Annotated in this window: 18 protein-coding genes; 15 read left to right on the top strand and 3 right to left on the bottom strand. The window is 68.6% G+C overall.

Annotated elements, in window-relative coordinates:
• The first annotated feature begins 4 nt into the window (after positions 1–4).
• The 4 genes from ABD346_RS00400 (at position 5) to ABD346_RS00415 (ending at position 2594) form a co-directional block, all read left to right on the top strand.
• Positions 5–520, top strand: a complete 516-nt coding sequence (locus ABD346_RS00400; RefSeq protein ID WP_344370436.1) for a hypothetical protein — start codon at positions 5–7, stop codon at positions 518–520.
• A 344-nt stretch (positions 521–864) separates the two neighbouring features.
• Entirely contained in the window at positions 865–1107 is a 243-nt protein-coding gene (locus tag ABD346_RS00405) for a hypothetical protein (protein ID WP_344370437.1), read from the top strand.
• 129 nt (positions 1108–1236) lie between these two features.
• The gene (locus tag ABD346_RS00410; protein WP_344370440.1) at positions 1237–2175 is read left to right on the top strand and encodes a DUF6919 domain-containing protein; all 939 of its coding nucleotides are present in this window, start codon (positions 1237–1239) and stop codon (positions 2173–2175) included.
• A gap of 89 nt (positions 2176–2264) precedes the next feature.
• A complete protein-coding gene (locus tag ABD346_RS00415; RefSeq protein ID WP_344370441.1) occupies positions 2265–2594 on the top strand; it encodes a hypothetical protein in 330 nt (109 codons plus the stop codon).
• Between the two features lie 488 nt (positions 2595–3082).
• On the opposite strand, the gene ABD346_RS38565 is transcribed toward ABD346_RS00415, so the two are convergent.
• Positions 3083–3850 carry an SAVMC3_10250 family protein gene (locus tag ABD346_RS38565; protein WP_381225474.1) on the bottom strand — a complete coding sequence of 256 codons (768 nt, stop codon included), beginning with the start codon at positions 3848–3850 and terminating at the stop codon, positions 3083–3085.
• A gap of 368 nt (positions 3851–4218) precedes the next feature.
• Here ABD346_RS38565 and ABD346_RS00420 point away from each other — a divergent pair, with 368 nt between their 5' ends.
• The 11 genes from ABD346_RS00420 to ABD346_RS00470 all read left to right on the top strand — a co-directional run bounded on the left by ABD346_RS00420 (position 4219) and on the right by ABD346_RS00470 (position 12667).
• Positions 4219–5217 carry an AAA family ATPase gene (locus ABD346_RS00420; RefSeq protein WP_344370443.1) on the top strand — a complete coding sequence of 333 codons (999 nt, stop codon included), beginning with the start codon at positions 4219–4221 and terminating at the stop codon, positions 5215–5217.
• A gap of 83 nt (positions 5218–5300) precedes the next feature.
• Positions 5301–6143, top strand: a complete 843-nt coding sequence (locus ABD346_RS00425; protein WP_344370444.1) for a hypothetical protein — start codon at positions 5301–5303, stop codon at positions 6141–6143.
• A gap of 110 nt (positions 6144–6253) precedes the next feature.
• Positions 6254–6394 carry a hypothetical protein gene (locus ABD346_RS00430; RefSeq protein WP_344370446.1) on the top strand — a complete coding sequence of 47 codons (141 nt, stop codon included), beginning with the start codon at positions 6254–6256 and terminating at the stop codon, positions 6392–6394.
• A 35-nt stretch (positions 6395–6429) separates the two neighbouring features.
• A complete protein-coding gene (locus tag ABD346_RS00435; protein ID WP_344370448.1) occupies positions 6430–6603 on the top strand; it encodes a hypothetical protein in 174 nt (57 codons plus the stop codon).
• Between the two features lie 186 nt (positions 6604–6789).
• Positions 6790–7161 carry a hypothetical protein gene (locus ABD346_RS00440; protein WP_344370450.1) on the top strand — a complete coding sequence of 124 codons (372 nt, stop codon included), beginning with the start codon at positions 6790–6792 and terminating at the stop codon, positions 7159–7161.
• The gene (locus tag ABD346_RS00445; protein WP_344370452.1) at positions 7158–7703 is read left to right on the top strand and encodes a WhiB family transcriptional regulator; all 546 of its coding nucleotides are present in this window, start codon (positions 7158–7160) and stop codon (positions 7701–7703) included. The genes ABD346_RS00440 and ABD346_RS00445 overlap by 4 nt, the downstream gene beginning before the upstream one ends.
• A 245-nt stretch (positions 7704–7948) precedes the next feature.
• Positions 7949–8674: a hypothetical protein gene (locus tag ABD346_RS00450; protein ID WP_344370454.1), complete on the top strand. Its 726-nt coding sequence runs from the start codon at positions 7949–7951 to the stop codon at positions 8672–8674.
• Positions 8675–8701: 27 nt separating this feature from the next.
• Positions 8702–8965 carry a hypothetical protein gene (locus ABD346_RS00455; protein ID WP_344370456.1) on the top strand — a complete coding sequence of 88 codons (264 nt, stop codon included), beginning with the start codon at positions 8702–8704 and terminating at the stop codon, positions 8963–8965.
• Positions 8962–10218: an N-6 DNA methylase gene (locus ABD346_RS00460; RefSeq protein WP_344370458.1), complete on the top strand. Its 1257-nt coding sequence runs from the start codon at positions 8962–8964 to the stop codon at positions 10216–10218. The genes ABD346_RS00455 and ABD346_RS00460 overlap by 4 nt, the downstream gene beginning before the upstream one ends.
• Before the next feature lie 506 nt (positions 10219–10724).
• Positions 10725–11675: a hypothetical protein gene (locus ABD346_RS00465; protein WP_344370461.1), complete on the top strand. Its 951-nt coding sequence runs from the start codon at positions 10725–10727 to the stop codon at positions 11673–11675.
• On the top strand, positions 11675–12667 hold the full coding sequence (locus tag ABD346_RS00470; protein ID WP_344370463.1) for a restriction endonuclease: 993 nt from the start codon (positions 11675–11677) through the stop codon (positions 12665–12667). The genes ABD346_RS00465 and ABD346_RS00470 overlap by 1 nt, the downstream gene beginning before the upstream one ends.
• A gap of 831 nt (positions 12668–13498) precedes the next feature.
• Here ABD346_RS00470 and ABD346_RS00475 read toward each other — a convergent pair.
• Both ABD346_RS00475 and ABD346_RS00480 read right to left on the bottom strand, forming a co-directional pair.
• Entirely contained in the window at positions 13499–14695 is a 1197-nt protein-coding gene (locus ABD346_RS00475) for a ParB/RepB/Spo0J family partition protein (RefSeq protein ID WP_344370464.1), read from the bottom strand.
• Positions 14692–15849 (bottom strand): ParA family protein, encoded by a 1158-nt coding sequence (locus tag ABD346_RS00480; RefSeq protein WP_344370466.1) that lies wholly within the window; start codon positions 15847–15849, stop codon positions 14692–14694. Before ABD346_RS00480 ends, ABD346_RS00475 begins: the two co-directional genes overlap by 4 nt.
• Positions 15850–15879: the final 30 nt, after the last annotated feature.

Here is a 15879-nt window from a genome sequence, read left to right on the forward strand (position 1 = left end):
CGACATGACGCACGCCCCCCACCGCGAAACCGCGCCGCTCTCGCCGTCGCAGCAAGCGACCTCCGAGGCCCTGATCGAGGCGGCCCTGAAGATCCCCGCCATCCGCACCCCGCCGACGTTCTACAAGGACGACACGTCGCCGCACCCCACCGGAGCCCAGCCCGTACCGCAGCCCGACAGCCGACGCGTCCCGCAGTGGGCCACCGGTGTGGCCGTAGCAGGAGCGGGAATCGGCGTGATGTCGATCGGCGTCGGCCTCGGCGGGAAACTCTTCTTCGAGAACATCACCATCGAGGGCGTCATCGCCGTCGGGCTCATCGTCGCCGCCCCGCTGCTGCTCATCTCGGCTGCCGGTATTGCCCTGTCCAAGGTGGGAAAGGCCGCGCCGCGGGAGGTCACGAACAACTTCAACGGCCCGGTGAGCATCAAGAGCGACCACCGCACGGTGGTAGAGAACCGGCCCTTCAGCTTCCAGCGCACGACCCTCGAAGGGGCCGACGAGCAGGAGCACACCTGCTGATCGACGCCCCCTCGGCTGCGCCGACCTCACCGAGCGGCCCGCACACGGCCGGAGGCCTCGCCGGCGTCTCCACCGCGCTCTCGCTGAAAGCGACCACCGGCCTACCCACCCGCCATATCGGCTCCTTGCCCTCAACGCACAGTCCCGGATGACCCGGACCAAGTGAGCCCACCCGAGCTGCACAGACCCCTCCCCCAGCCCAGCGAGCCCCCGGGTGCCATCCGCACCAGCGCGCTGCCTCCGGCCGCTCCGCCCGGCCCTCGGCCACCCGTCACGGCGGGCGAGGACCGGCCAGACCGACCAGCCCGTCTCACCACGCACTTCGACCCTGAAGGAACTCAGCCATGCCCACAGACGCCAAGCCCCAGCCCCCGCAGCCGGTACACGGCTACTTCGTCCCCCTCCCCCCCCCGCCCGCCCCGTCCCAGCCCAAACTGCCGTTACCGCTGCGCCGTCTCCTACTGATCGCCGGAGTGCTCCTCGCCATCGTGCTCGCCTCCCGCACCAGCACGGACGGCACGGCCACCACGCCGCCCCCGACCACCACGACGACGTCCAACGCGCCCGCCGCCACCCCCGTGCCGTAACCAGCCGACACAGCAGAGACGTTCACCCGCAGCCGCGCCCCGCCCACACACATCTCACGCCGGCGCGGCGCGGCGCTGCCCACCACCTTCGGTGCTGTCCCCGCCCCCTGCCCTGAAAGGGATCTCTTCATGTACCTGCCGTGGATGAGCCGTACCGACCGAAGGCGCTGGCGCACTGCCAGCAGCCTCACCGATCTCGGGCAGCTCGCTGCCTCCTGGTGGGAGGGCACCGTGCGCGGCGTGCCCGGCCATCGCGCGGGCTTCCGCCCATCGCCCGACCTGGCCGAGCAGGTCCCGGTGCTGGCCGCCGTCAACCGGGCCGGATTCCTCGTCCTGGCGGCGCAAGCCGGGGTCGTGGACGGGACCGTGCAGGCGCGGGCCGCAGTGCAAGGGTTCGCCCGCGACCCGGCCCTGATCCGCCGCCTCGTCGACGCCGCGGAGAACGCCGACCTCACAGTCGTCCTCAACAACCTGCTGGACGCCGGTGGCGTCCCCAGCGAGGGCGTCACTGTCACTGTGGGGGACCCGCGGGGCGACGTCGCCTTCGGGCAGGCACTCGGTGTGGCCGACCTGGAGGCCGCATGGCGCGGCTACCCCGCCGCCAAGGCCGCCGTCGCACCCACGCTACAAATCACCCTCGCTGCACCGCAGTTCGGCCCCCACACGCTGGTGTGGGACGTGCTCGCGGCCGCGGTCCCCCCTGCGCCCGTCCCGGCGCCCACCGTCGTGTGCCGGGAGTGCGGCTGCACCGCGATCGAGTGGCAGATCTGCGGCGACGGCTGCACCGGCGTCACCGACCAGGCCGACGGACGCTGCGCGGCGTGCATCGACCCCAGCGTGATCATCGACTGGTCGAAGGAAGGCGTGGAGATCGAGTGCGCCAACTGCGGTGCCCCGCACTTCTCCGCGAGGAAGTACTGCTCCACCGGCTGCGAGATCGCCGACGCCTACGACGAGGACCAGGACGTGAGCGGCGAGTCGGCGGCGCCAGGCCCCGGCGGAGACCTGCCTGACGACCCGTGGGCCAGCGCCCCAACCTCGGCTCACTCACGAGACCTGCCGTTCTGACGGCCTTCCGTTCCGCCCCGGCTCTTCGGCGCCGGGACGGCGCGATGGTCCTCAACCGGTCCCTCAACCACAGCGAAGGAGCGCCTCCCATGGCGACTACCGAACAGCAGGCCCGCACGCTCTTCCGCGCCTCGGTCGGCCCCCGCGAAGTCGGCAAGGTCTACCTGTGCGGCTACTGGGGCGAGACATACACCGTCCTCGGTATCCAGTACGGCACCGAGGCCGCGCGCGCAGCGATCGGCTGGGACAGCGGCTGGTCAATCACCGTCGTCGGCGACGACGAGATCGTCCGCACCCACTGCACCAGTTGGGACCCGCGCCGCGACAAAGCCTGCCCGGACCTCTGCCCGTGCCTGCACGCGTACGCCGAGCACGACGGCACGGCCTGCCCGCACTGCGACTGCCCCCGGTTCGCGTAACTGCGCACCACCGCCCCCGGCGGGCCCAGCGCCGCCTACCCACACATTGTCCTGGAGGACCACCTGCTCATCCTCCACCCGCGCCGCCGGATCGCCCGGCCCCGCCCGCAGCGCCCCGGGCCCCGCTACCCGCACCGCCCCGACCGGATCCCCGGGGCCTGGAACAGTGATGCCGGGCCGCCGTAAGCGGGCCCGCCGTGAGGTCGCACGCGTTCCGCGCGGTGACGCGTTTCTCCCAGCTAACTAACTGGATTTTGACCGTGGCGCTGTCCCCGAAGGGCTGGCCACGCGGCGTTCTCTGCAGGACATGGGCCTCAGCCCGGGCGGCAACCGGGTATCCGTCGCGAATCTGCTCCCAGAGATGGCTGCCAGGCTGGTCCGCCTCGCGGTACGGCTGGTGCGCGGTTTTGAGGGCAACTGGGTGTCGCCCAGGGGATACGGCAGCGCTTGGTCCCGGGCGGGTCCGGGGCCGGCCCGGGTTCCTCTGCTTACTGTCGGCCGGGCGGCGCTCCGTATTCGACGTACAGCGGACTGGCCACGATCACGGTTCCTGGCGTGACCCCCGAAGTTCCTGGCGTGGCCCCCGAACGTGACCAGTCTGGTGTAGTACGAAAGGTGATCTTCGCGTGCCCGCTCATCCGGCTGGCCATCTCCGCAGGCATGCACCGGTCGAGATACCAGTGGAGGCGGTCCATAGCCAAGGACAAATAACCCGAAGTAGGTGGGGCATTGCCGCCTCTCGCACTTCGCAGAAATTCGGTCATCCCGATCGCAGTGGAGGATCCCTGCCAGAGCGGGCGTGCGGAATCCCTTTCAGCGGGAAGGGCACCGATGAGGTGTTCCGGGGCGCCGTGGAGCAGCAAGCGAGGGCGAGAGTGGTCCCTGAGCTGGTGTGGTTCCCAGAACAACAGCATCGACTCAGTCATGAGGTCTGCGCTACGGGTCCTTGGATCCAGTGGCCCCTGCTTTCCCACGCAGTAGTTCAGGGGCACGTCGAACCTCACCCACTCGCCGGGTTCAGGCTGTCCCTCGAAGTACCAAAGAGGCCGCGGACGTGAGGCGTTGATGTGGTTGAGGACTCGGGCCAGCTCCGGGCGCCCAAGTGCTGCCTGGTCCGTCATCGAGAGCTGGATTTCTCCCATACCCATCGGGGCTTTGGCATTCACCTGGTTGACCCGCGCCAACCATCGCCGCCGTTTCTCCACTTCTTGGAATTGGCCGAGCTTGCGTTGGGATAAATAGATCAATTCACGCATGCACAAAGGATCGTGGCTGTCACCCGCCGGCAGCAAGAGCCGGGCACCGACTGCTTCCGTGTCTCGGCCGCGATCGCCCGACTCGCTCTCCAGCAGAGCCGGACGAACGCACTGCTGACATCTGTGCCTAGGAGCTCGCCCAGACCCTGCGGGCGTTCTGCCACGGGGACCACCGCAGGACGACGTCCTCGCAGGGATCGAGCAGTGCTCACCATCGCCTCCGACGGGTATCCGGCCGGGGGCGAAAGCACATCACGGGGCGCCCGCAGCATCGGCAAGAGGCCGTGGCCTTCGTTGCCGACTCCGCCGGGATGCGCATGCACCTGGCCACCTCCACCCTCCACCCTCCACCCGCAAGGAGAACGCCCATGAAGACGACCTTCACCGGCACGACGCAGTCGCTCGACACGACCACCCCCGACCCGGCGCTCATTGTGATGATCGGGGCATCAGGCAGCGGGAAGACCACCCTCGCGAGTACCTGGCCCGCCACGCAGGTCCTGGAGCTCGACGCCTTCAGGGCGATGGTCTCGGACGATGCCGGCGACCAGTCGGCCACCCCGGCGGCGGTTTCTCTCCTCCACACTGCACTGGCGGCCCGCCTCGCCCGCAGGCTCACCACGGTCATCAGCGCGACGAACACCGAGGCCCACGTCCGTAAGGGCCTGCTGGACATCGCGCGCGCCCACGGCGTGCCCACCGTCGCGCTGCTCGTGTCCACCCCGGCCGACGTGTGCGTCAAGCGGCAGGCCGATCGCGACCCGGCCCGCGCTGTGCCCGAGGACGTCATACGCCGCCAGCACACCGACGCCGTCAACGCATTCCCGCAGCTGCGCGGCGAGGGCTTCGACCACGTAGTGTTCGCCGACACCATCCACCGCCTGGAGCCGCTGCTGCAGCGCGCCAGCGACACCCGGCGCCGCGAGATGGGCTGGGACGGCGGCGACGGTCTGGGCGATCTGCTCCTGGTCCGCCGCGTCTTCGGCGCGGACGTGCTGCCGCTGTGGCGGTGGCGCGACAACTCGCCGCTCGCCGACGGCGACCGCGTCGGCGAGATCCGCATCGGGCCGGACCGCCTGGTGCTCGCCCTGCGCACCGACGTCGACGGCGAGGGCGAGCGGGGCTTCGACCTGCTCGTGGGCTGCCCGTACGACGACGACTGCGACGCCCCGGCGTGGCAGGCCGTCCACTCGGTCACCGACCTGCTGACCGCGCACACCAGCGACCGGCCGCACCCGGACACCGTCTGCACCGTCCACGGCGGCCCCGACGACGTTGACCAGGAGGCCGACGACCACGACCAGGACGACGACCCCGAGGGCCGCGCTGACCTGGAAGCGCAGTACGCGGACGCGGCCCGCGCGTGAGTCGCGCCGACGCCTGCCGAACAACCAGAACCCGCCGTGCCCCGATCACCCGCCCGCTGTTGACCCAGGAAGGACGCCCACGCATGAGCATCACGATCACGAACACGTACGGCACCGCGCACACCGTCAGCGAGACCAACCCCGCCCACGTCACAGGCTGCGACCGCTACCGGCTGCCTCTCGTCGCCACCATCGCCCCCGCCACCCCCGGCTACGAGGACATGGTCGAGATGCTGAAGGACAACGGCCACGACACCCGCGAGGGGTACGGGCTGATCTTCCTGGAGTCCGAGGAGTTCAGTGCAACCTACTTCGGGCCGATCGAGCAGATCGAGAAGTACCAGCGCGAGAACGTCGACGGCACGGCGACCTTCGACGCCTCGCAGGGCGTCATGTACGCACACTGGCCCCACGGCAAGGGCTGGGACGACCTCCTCCCCCGCGTCTTCTGGAACAGGAAGGCGCACGGCGCGATCGCGGACGGCGTCGGCCTCGTCACCGCCTTCGCGCACACCGAGATCCCGGGTGCCGAGGTCATCGTCTACGAGTTCGAAGGCACCTGGCGCCCCGGCGGCACGCCGGAGCAGATGGTCACCTACCACTGCACCGCCTGCCACATGGACACGTTCCACGACTGCGGGCACGTGCACGAGAACACCGGTCCCGACCGCCGCCGCTGGGCCGCCCGCCAGGCCCGCCAGCACATCATCAGCGCCGCCCGGAACGGCGTCGGAGACAGGAACAGCGACTGCCGCCCCAACAACGGCGAGATGCTGCGCGCCGTGAACGCGGCCGCCCGCGACATGTGGGGCACCACGGGCAACGCCCTGCCGGACACCGACGACGCGTACTGCGCCACCAAGGGCCCCTGCTCGATCATCCGCGAACTCCGTGCCGGAGTCCGCCCGCCCGTCTACCGCGCCTGACCGCCCGGCCCGCACACTCCGACCCCCGCTTCACCCACCCACCACTTGAGAGCCCCACCTGCACAGGGCCGCCCCGGTCGACTGGCCACCGGGGCGGCGCGCTCTTGTCCGTGGGGCTGAGCAGCTTCGGCGGGACTGAACAGAAGAACCTGACAGGGAAGTGCGCGGAGCGCTGGAACATCGCGCACCCCGGCGAGCTCCGCTTCGTCTCCGATGCGCGCAAGTGCGGCACGCGCGACGACCACGCCTGAACCCCCCTCCCCCGCACCTCCACTTGGAGGCCCCCGTGCACAACACCCAGCCCGACGGCGACCACACCCTCGCCTACCCCGAGCCTCCCGCCTCGCCGCTCTGGCACCGGCATGGCGCGAAGGCCCGGCCGCTCACCCGCGAGCAGCAGCGGCGCAACTGCGAGCTCTTGCTGCGCGCCCAGCACCAACCCCGCACCCCCCGCACGTAGGGCGGCCACCGCGTTCGCCGACCGGCACGCGGCCCTCGCAGCCGAAGCGCCGGCCCGGCCGCGCGCCGACAACTACGCCCGAGCACACAGCAGAACGCCCCGGGGCGGCCGTTCCGTCACCGGCCAGGTAGCCAGTGGGACACCCCGAGGCCCCTCCACCCTGTCATCCCTCAGGAGCCCCTCACCATGCCCATTCCGGTCCTTCCCCTCGACCTCCTCATCGGCGCCGAGCGCGCCGGGCAGTTCCTAGGCGCACGGATCCGCGATGTCCTCGCGAACGACCTCCTGCCCGAGCCCGTCGCCTACCGCCTCGTCTGCGAAGGAGCGCTCGCCGCAGACCCGTTCCTCCTCGCCGACCCGGGCCAGACCTGGACGCTGCGCCCGGACCGCACCGGCCCCGCCCCCGGCCGGCTGTTCATCGTGCGCCGGGACACCACCGAGCTGACCGCCGAGGACGAGCACGGCCAGCGCCACCGGATCCCGCTGTGCGCACTCGCCGACTACCAGCTCGACCAGTGGTGCTGGACACGATCCGACAGCACGGAGGCAACCTCGTGAGCAGCACCGGCACTCCCCCAACGGCCAACTCATTGACCGCAGCCAACATGGCGCATATCCCCTTCCCCCGCACCGATACCGTCACCGCGTGCCGCAGTGAGCCCGAGCTATTCGCCTGGGAAGCCGGTACCCCCGATACCTCCCGGGCAGCCAAGGACCGAAGGCTGCAGCAAGCGCGGAAATCCTGCACAAGCTGCCCGATCGCCCGGGGCTGTCTGCTCTGGGCCCTGGCGAACCCCTCGCTCACCTCGACCGGCATCTGGGCTGCCACCACACCCCGCGAGCGCACCACCCTGCGGCGGCGTCTGGCGGCCCGCCTCGGTGAGCAGTGGCCGACCCTCGTCGCCACCCGCGACCGTGAACGCCGGCAACGGCTGGATGCGGCCTGCTACAACCCGCCCAGCGTTCGGACCGGAGCCCTGGTGCGACTGGACCGTGAGCACAACGGACCGCGGCCCATCTGGAGCCGCCTCCTGCCACCCGGCCGGCAGGCCCACAACCGCGAGCGCCTCACCGCAGGCCTGGTAACCACCGTCGCCTAGCCATTGCGGCCACCGGCACGCAGCACGCATCCACCCGCCCCTGATCCGCTCACCCCCTCCACGGCGGCCGCCCTCGCGAGGCCGGCCGTGACTGCCCAGCCTGCGGCGGCCGCCGACCCCGCCAGGCACCGCGAAGTCCCTGCCACGGAGCACGCCTGGACCGGCCCGGGGCGGCCGCCGGCCACGAGCCCGGCCGCCCCGGATGCCCCGCAATCTCCCCCCTCGGACCCCACTGGAGAACCCCCATGACCACGACCACCCCCACCGCCCTGCACCAGATGCGCGCACGGCTGTTGTCCGCCGCCTACGGCAACACCGACTGGCGCTACCAGCTCTGCGCCTCCTGGGCCGACCAAGCACTCGCCGCACTGGCCCGGTACAGCACCGCCGACGCCGAACGCCTCGCCGCCGGCTTCCTGCAACCCGCACACCTCAGCATCGAGAGGACGGAGGAGCAGGCCCTCACCGAAGCAGCCGCCGCCGGTATCGACACCGACGGCTGGGAAGAGCGACGGGAACGGATCCGCTCCTACGCCCGCCAGGCCTACAGCCTCCCCCTGGACAGGACACCCGCCGGCGAAGCACAGCGCCTGTGGGCGTCCCTCAACGGCCACTACCCCGCCCTCGCCGCCGCTCTCGCCGAGTACCTGGCCGCGCTGCCGCCGACCTGGCGCCAGGACCTGTTCCAGACGGACGACATCACCCGCATCCCGGCCGACCCGCCGCACGTCGGCGAAGACCCGGGCCCCGAGACCGCCCCGTGGAACACGGACGGAGAGGACTGCGCAGCCTGCAGCGAAGCCCAGGACTTCTGCCGCTACCACGCCGGATTCCTCGCAGGCGAACAGCACATCCGCGGCCTGCTGGCGACCCTCGCCGCCGATGACATCGCCTTGGACCAGCTCCGCGAACGCCAGGTCGACATCGCGTATCGGCACGCGGAAATCGGACGCAGCCGACATCCCTGCTGAACCCCTGTCCCCGGAGGCTGAGCACTGATGGCGCGCATCGTCATCACCATCGAGCCGCGGCACCCGGACAACACCCGTTGCGAGCACGCCGTCAAACCGACCGGGAAACCCCGCGACCCGCACGTCGGCTGCCCCGGCCGGACCCAGTACGCCGTCATCTGCTCCCAGCACGGGCAGGTCGGCGGCCCGCACCACGTCAAGGTCCTCGCCGAACCCGCGGCCGCCCAGCACCGGCAGGAGCACCGCGCCGCCCACGCCGGGACCCGCCCAACTGCATCGGATTCCGCGTGAGTATCCCGGCCGCCGACCTGGCGGCGATCACTGCGGAAGCCCCCGGCAGCGACGGCCATCGCCAGGTCATGCGGCTGGCCGTCAATGCGGTGGCCGCGGCCCGTGGACTGCCTGCGCCCTGGACCGTCGATCTGCCCCACGACTCGGCGCGGCACATCACCAAACGGCTCGCCGACCTCAACGGACTCCCCCACTGGGGCGCCCACGAACTGGGCGGCCTGCGTGAACAGTTACTGCCTGGCGAGGACCGCAGAGAATCCGGCGCCTGGTACACCCCGCCCGACGCCGCACGCCCTCTCGCCCGCGCCGCGCTGAGCGAAATCACCGACCTCAACCTGGATGACGACCCGGCTGGCGTCCTCGCCGTGACGGTGCTCGATCCGGCGTGCGGCGGCGGCGTGTTCCTCATCGAGGCCGCCCGGCTCCTGGCCACCGCCTACGTGGCCCTGCTCTACGGCACCAACCGCCCCGCCCGGCTCACCATCCAAGCCGTCAAAGCCGACGTGATGCGCTCCTGCATCCACGGCATCGACACCGACCCCGTCGACGTCGACCTCACCAAGTCGGCCCTCTGGCTGGAGTCCGGCGGCGTCACACCGATCACTTGGCTCGACGACAACGTGTTCGTCGGGAATGCCCTCCACGGAGACTGTCCCCCTGCGTTGGCCGGCCGCCTCAATGCCCCCACTCCCCTGGCCATCCTTGGCAACCCGCCGTACAAGGACAAGGCGAAAGGGCGGGCCCCGTGGATCGAAGGCCGACGCCCCGGCCCCCGACAGACCCGTAGACACGATGAACTCTGGCGGCCGAGCCTCGACGACTTCCGCCTCCCCGGGCAGGGCCGCACCGAGTACGTACTGTCCAACCTCTATGTCTTCTTCTGGCGCTGGGCTCTGTGGCGGGCCTTCGAGACCCGCCTCCACGCAGCCAGCATTGCCTTCCTCACCCCGAGCGCCTGGCTCACCAGCCCCGCCTTCGGCGGTATGCGCGGAGCCATGCGACGCGCCGCCGACCAGGGACTCATCATCGACCTGACCCCCGAGGGCAACCAGCCCCCAGGACCCACCCGGATCTTCCCCGGCGTCTCCCGCCCCCTGTGCGCGGCCCTGCTCAGTCGCAGGGCCGGCCCGCAGCCGGACGCCATCGCCACCGTCCACCACGCCACCGTGCATGGGACTTACGAGGAGAAGGTCCGACAGCTCGAACGACTCCTCAGCCCCCCAACCTCACCGGCCGACCACGGCGCTCCTTGAGCCTGTCTGCATCGACCTTCCTCTGCTGGCTTTCGGCAACGCCGCGATCCTCAGCGCGGCTACCCCCCCGGCGGTGGCACCCGAGAACCGTGCCCCTACCGGAAGGTCGGGCACGGGACTCTGGCACTCCTCCTTCAACCCCCTGAGGCGCGACCCGCGTTAGCGTGCTGACCGCCGTCGGCTCGCTTACACGGGTCGATCGCAGTCTCGGACACCTTGACGGCATCGACATCGTCTGGGTCGGACAGCCCCCGCCTGGACTGAAACACATGAGCCCCTGTTCCACCGGTAGACGGAGGAGCAGGGGCTCTTCTGTTTTCTGCGAAGGAGGTTGGCACGGGGACACGGCGGCGACTGATCGGCTCCATCTGTCGTGCTGTTGCGGCCTGTTCGTCGTGGGCGTTGGAGGTCGGCTTCCCTACGGGCTGGTCCTGGTGGCGTCCGGGGCGAGCCATCCACATCCCGTGATCCTCTTGACTGTCAGATGGGCTGTGTAACCTCACGCAGTGATTATTGACCGGAATGCGAGCGTCACCCCAACTCGATTCGAAAGTCCTTGGTTGCGTCGTACGCTCGGCAAACGGATAGGGCGTGCCAGCCGCGATGACATGTTGCGTGCCCTTCTGTGGGTGAGCGAAGTCCGGATGGCCGGAGACGTTGCAGCGGCCTGGCGCGAGTTCCACCGCGAGATCGATCGGGAGTACAACGAGGCCGAACGGCGTCGGGAGAGGCTGTCCTGGCAGCGCAGTGACCAAGTGGCCATCGGCTGCCACAAAATTGCCAAGGAGTTGGCTGACAAGTTGTGGGGCGAGCGCAGCGAGGCTGAACACGCGCTTGTTCAATGCAAGGCTATCGTTGAGGAGTTCAGCGCACGGCTTGGCCTGAGCATTAACGACGAACAGAGTGGGTCTCAAGACTGGCGTGCTGCCCTGGATGTCCTGAGTGGCCAGCTCGTGCCAGCGAAGCAGCGACTCGCAAAGCTGCTGTCGAAGGATCAGCGGAAGCTCTACCGGCTGGCGGAGTTGGAGAGGCGCAAGCGTCAAGTTGCCAGCACGCCAGTCACGACTATCGAGCAGCTCGACGCGATGGAGCAGCACGAGTTCGATGATGCGGTGCGGCGGGCTTTCGAAAGTGACGGCTTCCACGCGGCGTCGCTCAATCCCCGGATTCTTGAGATCTCCCGTGATGGCGTGACGGGTCTCGTCTTCTGCGATCACGTCCGCTTCCCGGCGCCGGACGCGCAGACTGACGTCCGCACGATTGTTACAGCGCAGCGGTTGGCCAGCGAGCGCGATGACGACTCCATAGTGGTGATCAGCAATCTGGCATACATCTCCAGATCCGCGAACCGGCACTGTGCAGACTCCTCCCCCGCCATCGAGCTGGTGCAGCGCCCCGAGCTACAGCAGTGGATCGAGTGGGGCGTTCCTCTGCGTAATCGGTCGGGGCTCATCTGATGCACATCAACTGGGCAACCGCCGTGCCCTTCCCCGGCTACGCCAGCTCCTACCTCCAGGAGACTCTGCGGCAGCGGGTATCCGAGGCCACGGATGATGACCTATTGGCGGCCTACCTCCACTGGCTTGAGGGGCGGATAGCGCATGAGTTCGGCCTTGCTGCGAAGGACTTCGAGGCGAGGATTCGGACTGAGCAGGAGCACCTGGCTGTTCTGCTCCCGACAACGCGTGGCCCTTTCGCTATGGACTTTCAGCGGGCACATCAAGCTCTCCGTTCCATCCTCGATGCGGAGAGTCGCGTTGCTGGGACCTCCATGCAGCAAGCGCAGGATGTCTGGAGGCATCTTCGCGAGCAGACGGGCCACGACGTCACTGCCCGCTACAAGGATGGAGTCGTTCCGGCATTCTCCGGTCTGGAGAGCATCGGGTCGCTCAAGCAGCAGGTGGACCAGTCCGAGCTGAGGGTTGTGGACGCTATGGCTCGGTACCGCGACGAGATGCACAGCCTGGCTCTGCGCGAACAAGAAATGGACCGCTTCCTGGCCTCGGACGACAGCCTCGCCTTGGACGACATCCACGCCATGACCCCCAGCGCGTTCGAGCAGGCTGTGGCAGCTTTGGCGAGACGCGATGGCTATGACGTCATCCGGGATGGCGGAGGAGCCCGTGACCTGGGAGCCGACGTGATCGCTGTGACCCCCGATCGGCTTCGTGTGGTGTTCCAGTGCAAGCACCGTCAGGCTGGTCTTGGCAAGGTTGGATCCCCCGACATACAGACGCTTAACGGGACTGCCCGTCCGGAGCACAAGGCCGACATCGTCGTCGCTGTGACCAATGGGACGTTCACGAAGCCGGCGTCCGATTTCGCGCAATCGCACAGCATCCACTTGCTCTGCCAAGCGCGCCTCAAGCGTTGGGCCACCTGGGGCGAACCTCTGCTTGCTGTTCTCGACGTCGCCAAGACCAGAGCCCAAGACCCGATGGCAGCTTAAACTGCACCCGCCGCTCGACGGACCACTTCCGTAAACGGCCCCCTCAGCTGTCAGCCGAACCGTTGACCGCGGTCAACGGTTCGGCTGACAGCTGAGGGGGCCGTGAGATGTCCTCGGGCTGGGGTGACTTTTGACCGCGATCAAAAGTCACCCGGCCTCGTCACTGCCTCTGGGGCAGACCGTCCCGACGCGGTCCCGTCTAAGCGGAGTCTGACCGGTCTCAGTTTGATTGGCCTCGACGGGGCTGGTTCAAGGGTGAGGGAGCCATGGGAGTCGCTCTGCCGGGCCCTCGGAGCCGGTGGCTGTCAACGGCCCGCAGGGCGGACGCGGCCTCCAGCAGGGACCAGCGGTCGATCTCTACCACCCGCTGCCCTTTCGGATGCCACCCGCGGGCCGATGCCGCGTCGAGAAGGGCTCGGACGGCTCCGGGTGCGTGCAGGTACAGGGATGCACCCCCCCGCACGCACCCCACGCCTCCAGAGCCAGAGGAGCCCCGCCCGCGCCCGGGACCTACCGGCACGGGCCCTCGGTGAACACGATACGCAGTGGACCGCCAGCGCCAGCTGGCTGCGGGTACAGCGTGAGGGTCTCGCAGCATGACAAGCCGCTGTCCGCCACGCTGTGGCTGTGGAGCGCCCACAGATAAGTGCTTCCGTCGGCAATCATGGCAATCAGCCGACGGGGCTTCTTCGGATGTCGGGGCACGGAGCCGAGAGTGCGCGGCCTGATCCACAAGCCCGAGCGATGCCGAGACCCCGATGAGACGGGGCAGTTGTGGACACAGCAACAGGGGCTCCCCTACATCTGGGAAGCCCCTGTTCGTTCCGTGGATCAGAGGTGGGTGCGAAGCGCCTCCACCAGCGCTACGAGTTCGTCAGAAGTTAGGGCTTGGGCCAGACGTCGTGCTTGCTCGACCGCGGTCTCCCCCAGATAGTTCCGTAGGTCTGGGGAGGGCTGCGGGTCCGCTGCCCCCTCGGTTTTGGCTGGGACGGGTGGTGCCAGGGGCTCAATACTTTTGACCGCGGTCAACGGTTCGGCTGGCGAGTGGCTGGAGGCGTCTGGGGAGACCTCTGGGACACCCTGACTCTTGACCGCGGTCAAAGGTTCTTGCCCCCCACCCGCTGAACGGCTCCGGCTCGAAGGCTGCGAGCTGGCGGTCTGTTGTGAGGGGAGAGCCCCTGGTGCACCCTTGACCGCGGTCAACGGTTCACCAGGGGAGGTGCCAGCTGCACCCTGGGCAACAGCCCGCAGTATCGACTTTTCCTCTGCCTTGCGCTGAGCCTTCGTCTCCTTGTCCTCGGCCAGCAGCGCCAGAAGACCAGCAGCATCCAGGCCGGGCGAATCCTTGAGCCGGCGGCCGAGCCAGACACCGTCGCGCCCTGACAAGCCGTTGCTGCTCAGCATCGTCTGGATCTCGGAGGGAAGCTCAAGGAGAAGAAGCTGGTTTGTGATCCACCCAGCCGACTTGCCGAGCTGCTCGGCCGCGCGCGACTGGGATCCAAACTCACGGGTCTCTGCGCATACGGAGACGAGTTGGTGCACGCCATTGGCCCGCTCGATGGGGTCGAAGTCCGTGCGATCCAGATTCTCCTTGAGGAGGTGGTTCAGGAATGTCTCGCGAGACTCGGCGAACTCGTCACGCACGACGAAGTCGAGCGCCTCAAGATCGACGTGCACAGCGCTACGGAAGCGACGCTCACCGTTGCAGAGAACATACTCGGCGCTGCCAATGTGCGCCTCGTGCTCGGGCCACAGCGCGAGATAGGCAGTCCTGGTCACGACGACACATGCGGCGAGCTGCGCCTTGCGCAGTTCCTCGCCGAACTGTGCCTTCTGTTCGTCCGTGCCGAAGTTCCGCCGAGGGTTGAGGGGAGTGGGGGAGACCTGATCGAGGCTCAGACGCACCAGCTCATAGGCGGGAATGGTGCCCTCGGTGATGGCCTTCGCCCGGCCTCGGGCGCTGCGACGACCAGCCGGCGGAGCCGCTGCGAAGGAACTCCCCGATCCCAGCAGAGATGCCTTGCTCATTCTGAAAGCCTCCTGGCCAGCTCGCGCATGGCATCAGCCTGCTTCGATTCGGGTGCGTACTCCAGCAGGGGCCGCTTCAGACGAACGGCTTCACGTTGCTCTTTGAGATCAGGCACGACGGACAGGACGGCCGGGTCGCCCACGGCGTGCCAGTTCTCCAGCGAGGAGGTCGCGATGTAACCGCGGCCCGCGTCATAGAGATTGACGACGATGCCCAGTTGGTCCAGGTCGAGCTTGAAGTCGGCGGCCAGGTCATTGATCTGGTTCTGGAGCAGCCGGTAGGCGTCGGCCGAGGAGTCCTCGGCCTGAACGACGGTGAGAACGCCCGAGCAACCAGGGTCCTCACCATCGCGGGTACGGCCGTAGTACAGGGCGTTGTCCATCGTGTAGCCAAGACTGGGCGGGCAGTCGATGAGGATGTAGTCGAAGTCAGACTCGACTTCCTCCAGGGCTGTCTCCAGCGCCGTCTCCCGCACGCGCAGTCCCGGCGCTGTGGCGAGCTTCGCGTCAAGCAGGAATGCGTAGGTGGAGGAGGGGAGAAGGAAGAGCCGACCGGCGAAGGACTCCGTCTCGATGGGCTCGATCAGGTCGCGAAGCTTGAGGATCTTGGCTTCGCCGAGCATCTTCTTGGCGAGACTGGGCTCCTCAAGCCCGATCGGCTCGAAGCCGAACTGGCTTGTGAGATGGCACTGAGGGTCGAAGTCCACCAAGAGGACGCGAGCCCCGCGTTCAGCGAGGGCCTGGCCGAGTCCCGCCGTGACTGCGGTCTTGCCCACGCCTCCCTTCTGGTTGCAGACGACGTACCTGCAACCCCCCTTGCTCTGGGCCCTTTTTGCAGTGGCCGGGTGGGCATCGAGCCAGGCACGGATGGACTGGGCCAGGCTCTGGTTGATCGCGAGACCCTTCTTCTTAGCGGCCTGCTTCAACTCGGCGTACATCCCGGTAGGGATGTACGTGGAGAAGGACCTGGAGCCCGCCATGTCGACGGTGGTGTATTCAGCACCGTCCGACAACCAGTTACCGATGCCGTCGGTCACAGCGTCCTTGATGTCCACGCCGAGCTGGGCCGCGCGGACCTTGAGGTCCCGCCGGAGAGACTCCGGCAGCTTGGCAACTACCTTTTCCCTTTGGCTAGGGTCGTACGGAGCAGTCATGCGGGTACCTTACTCACCTACACTGCATGA

It is taken from the genome of Streptomyces mauvecolor (genome assembly GCF_039532965.1).
GTDB lineage: Bacteria > Actinomycetota > Actinomycetes > Streptomycetales > Streptomycetaceae > Streptomyces > Streptomyces violascens.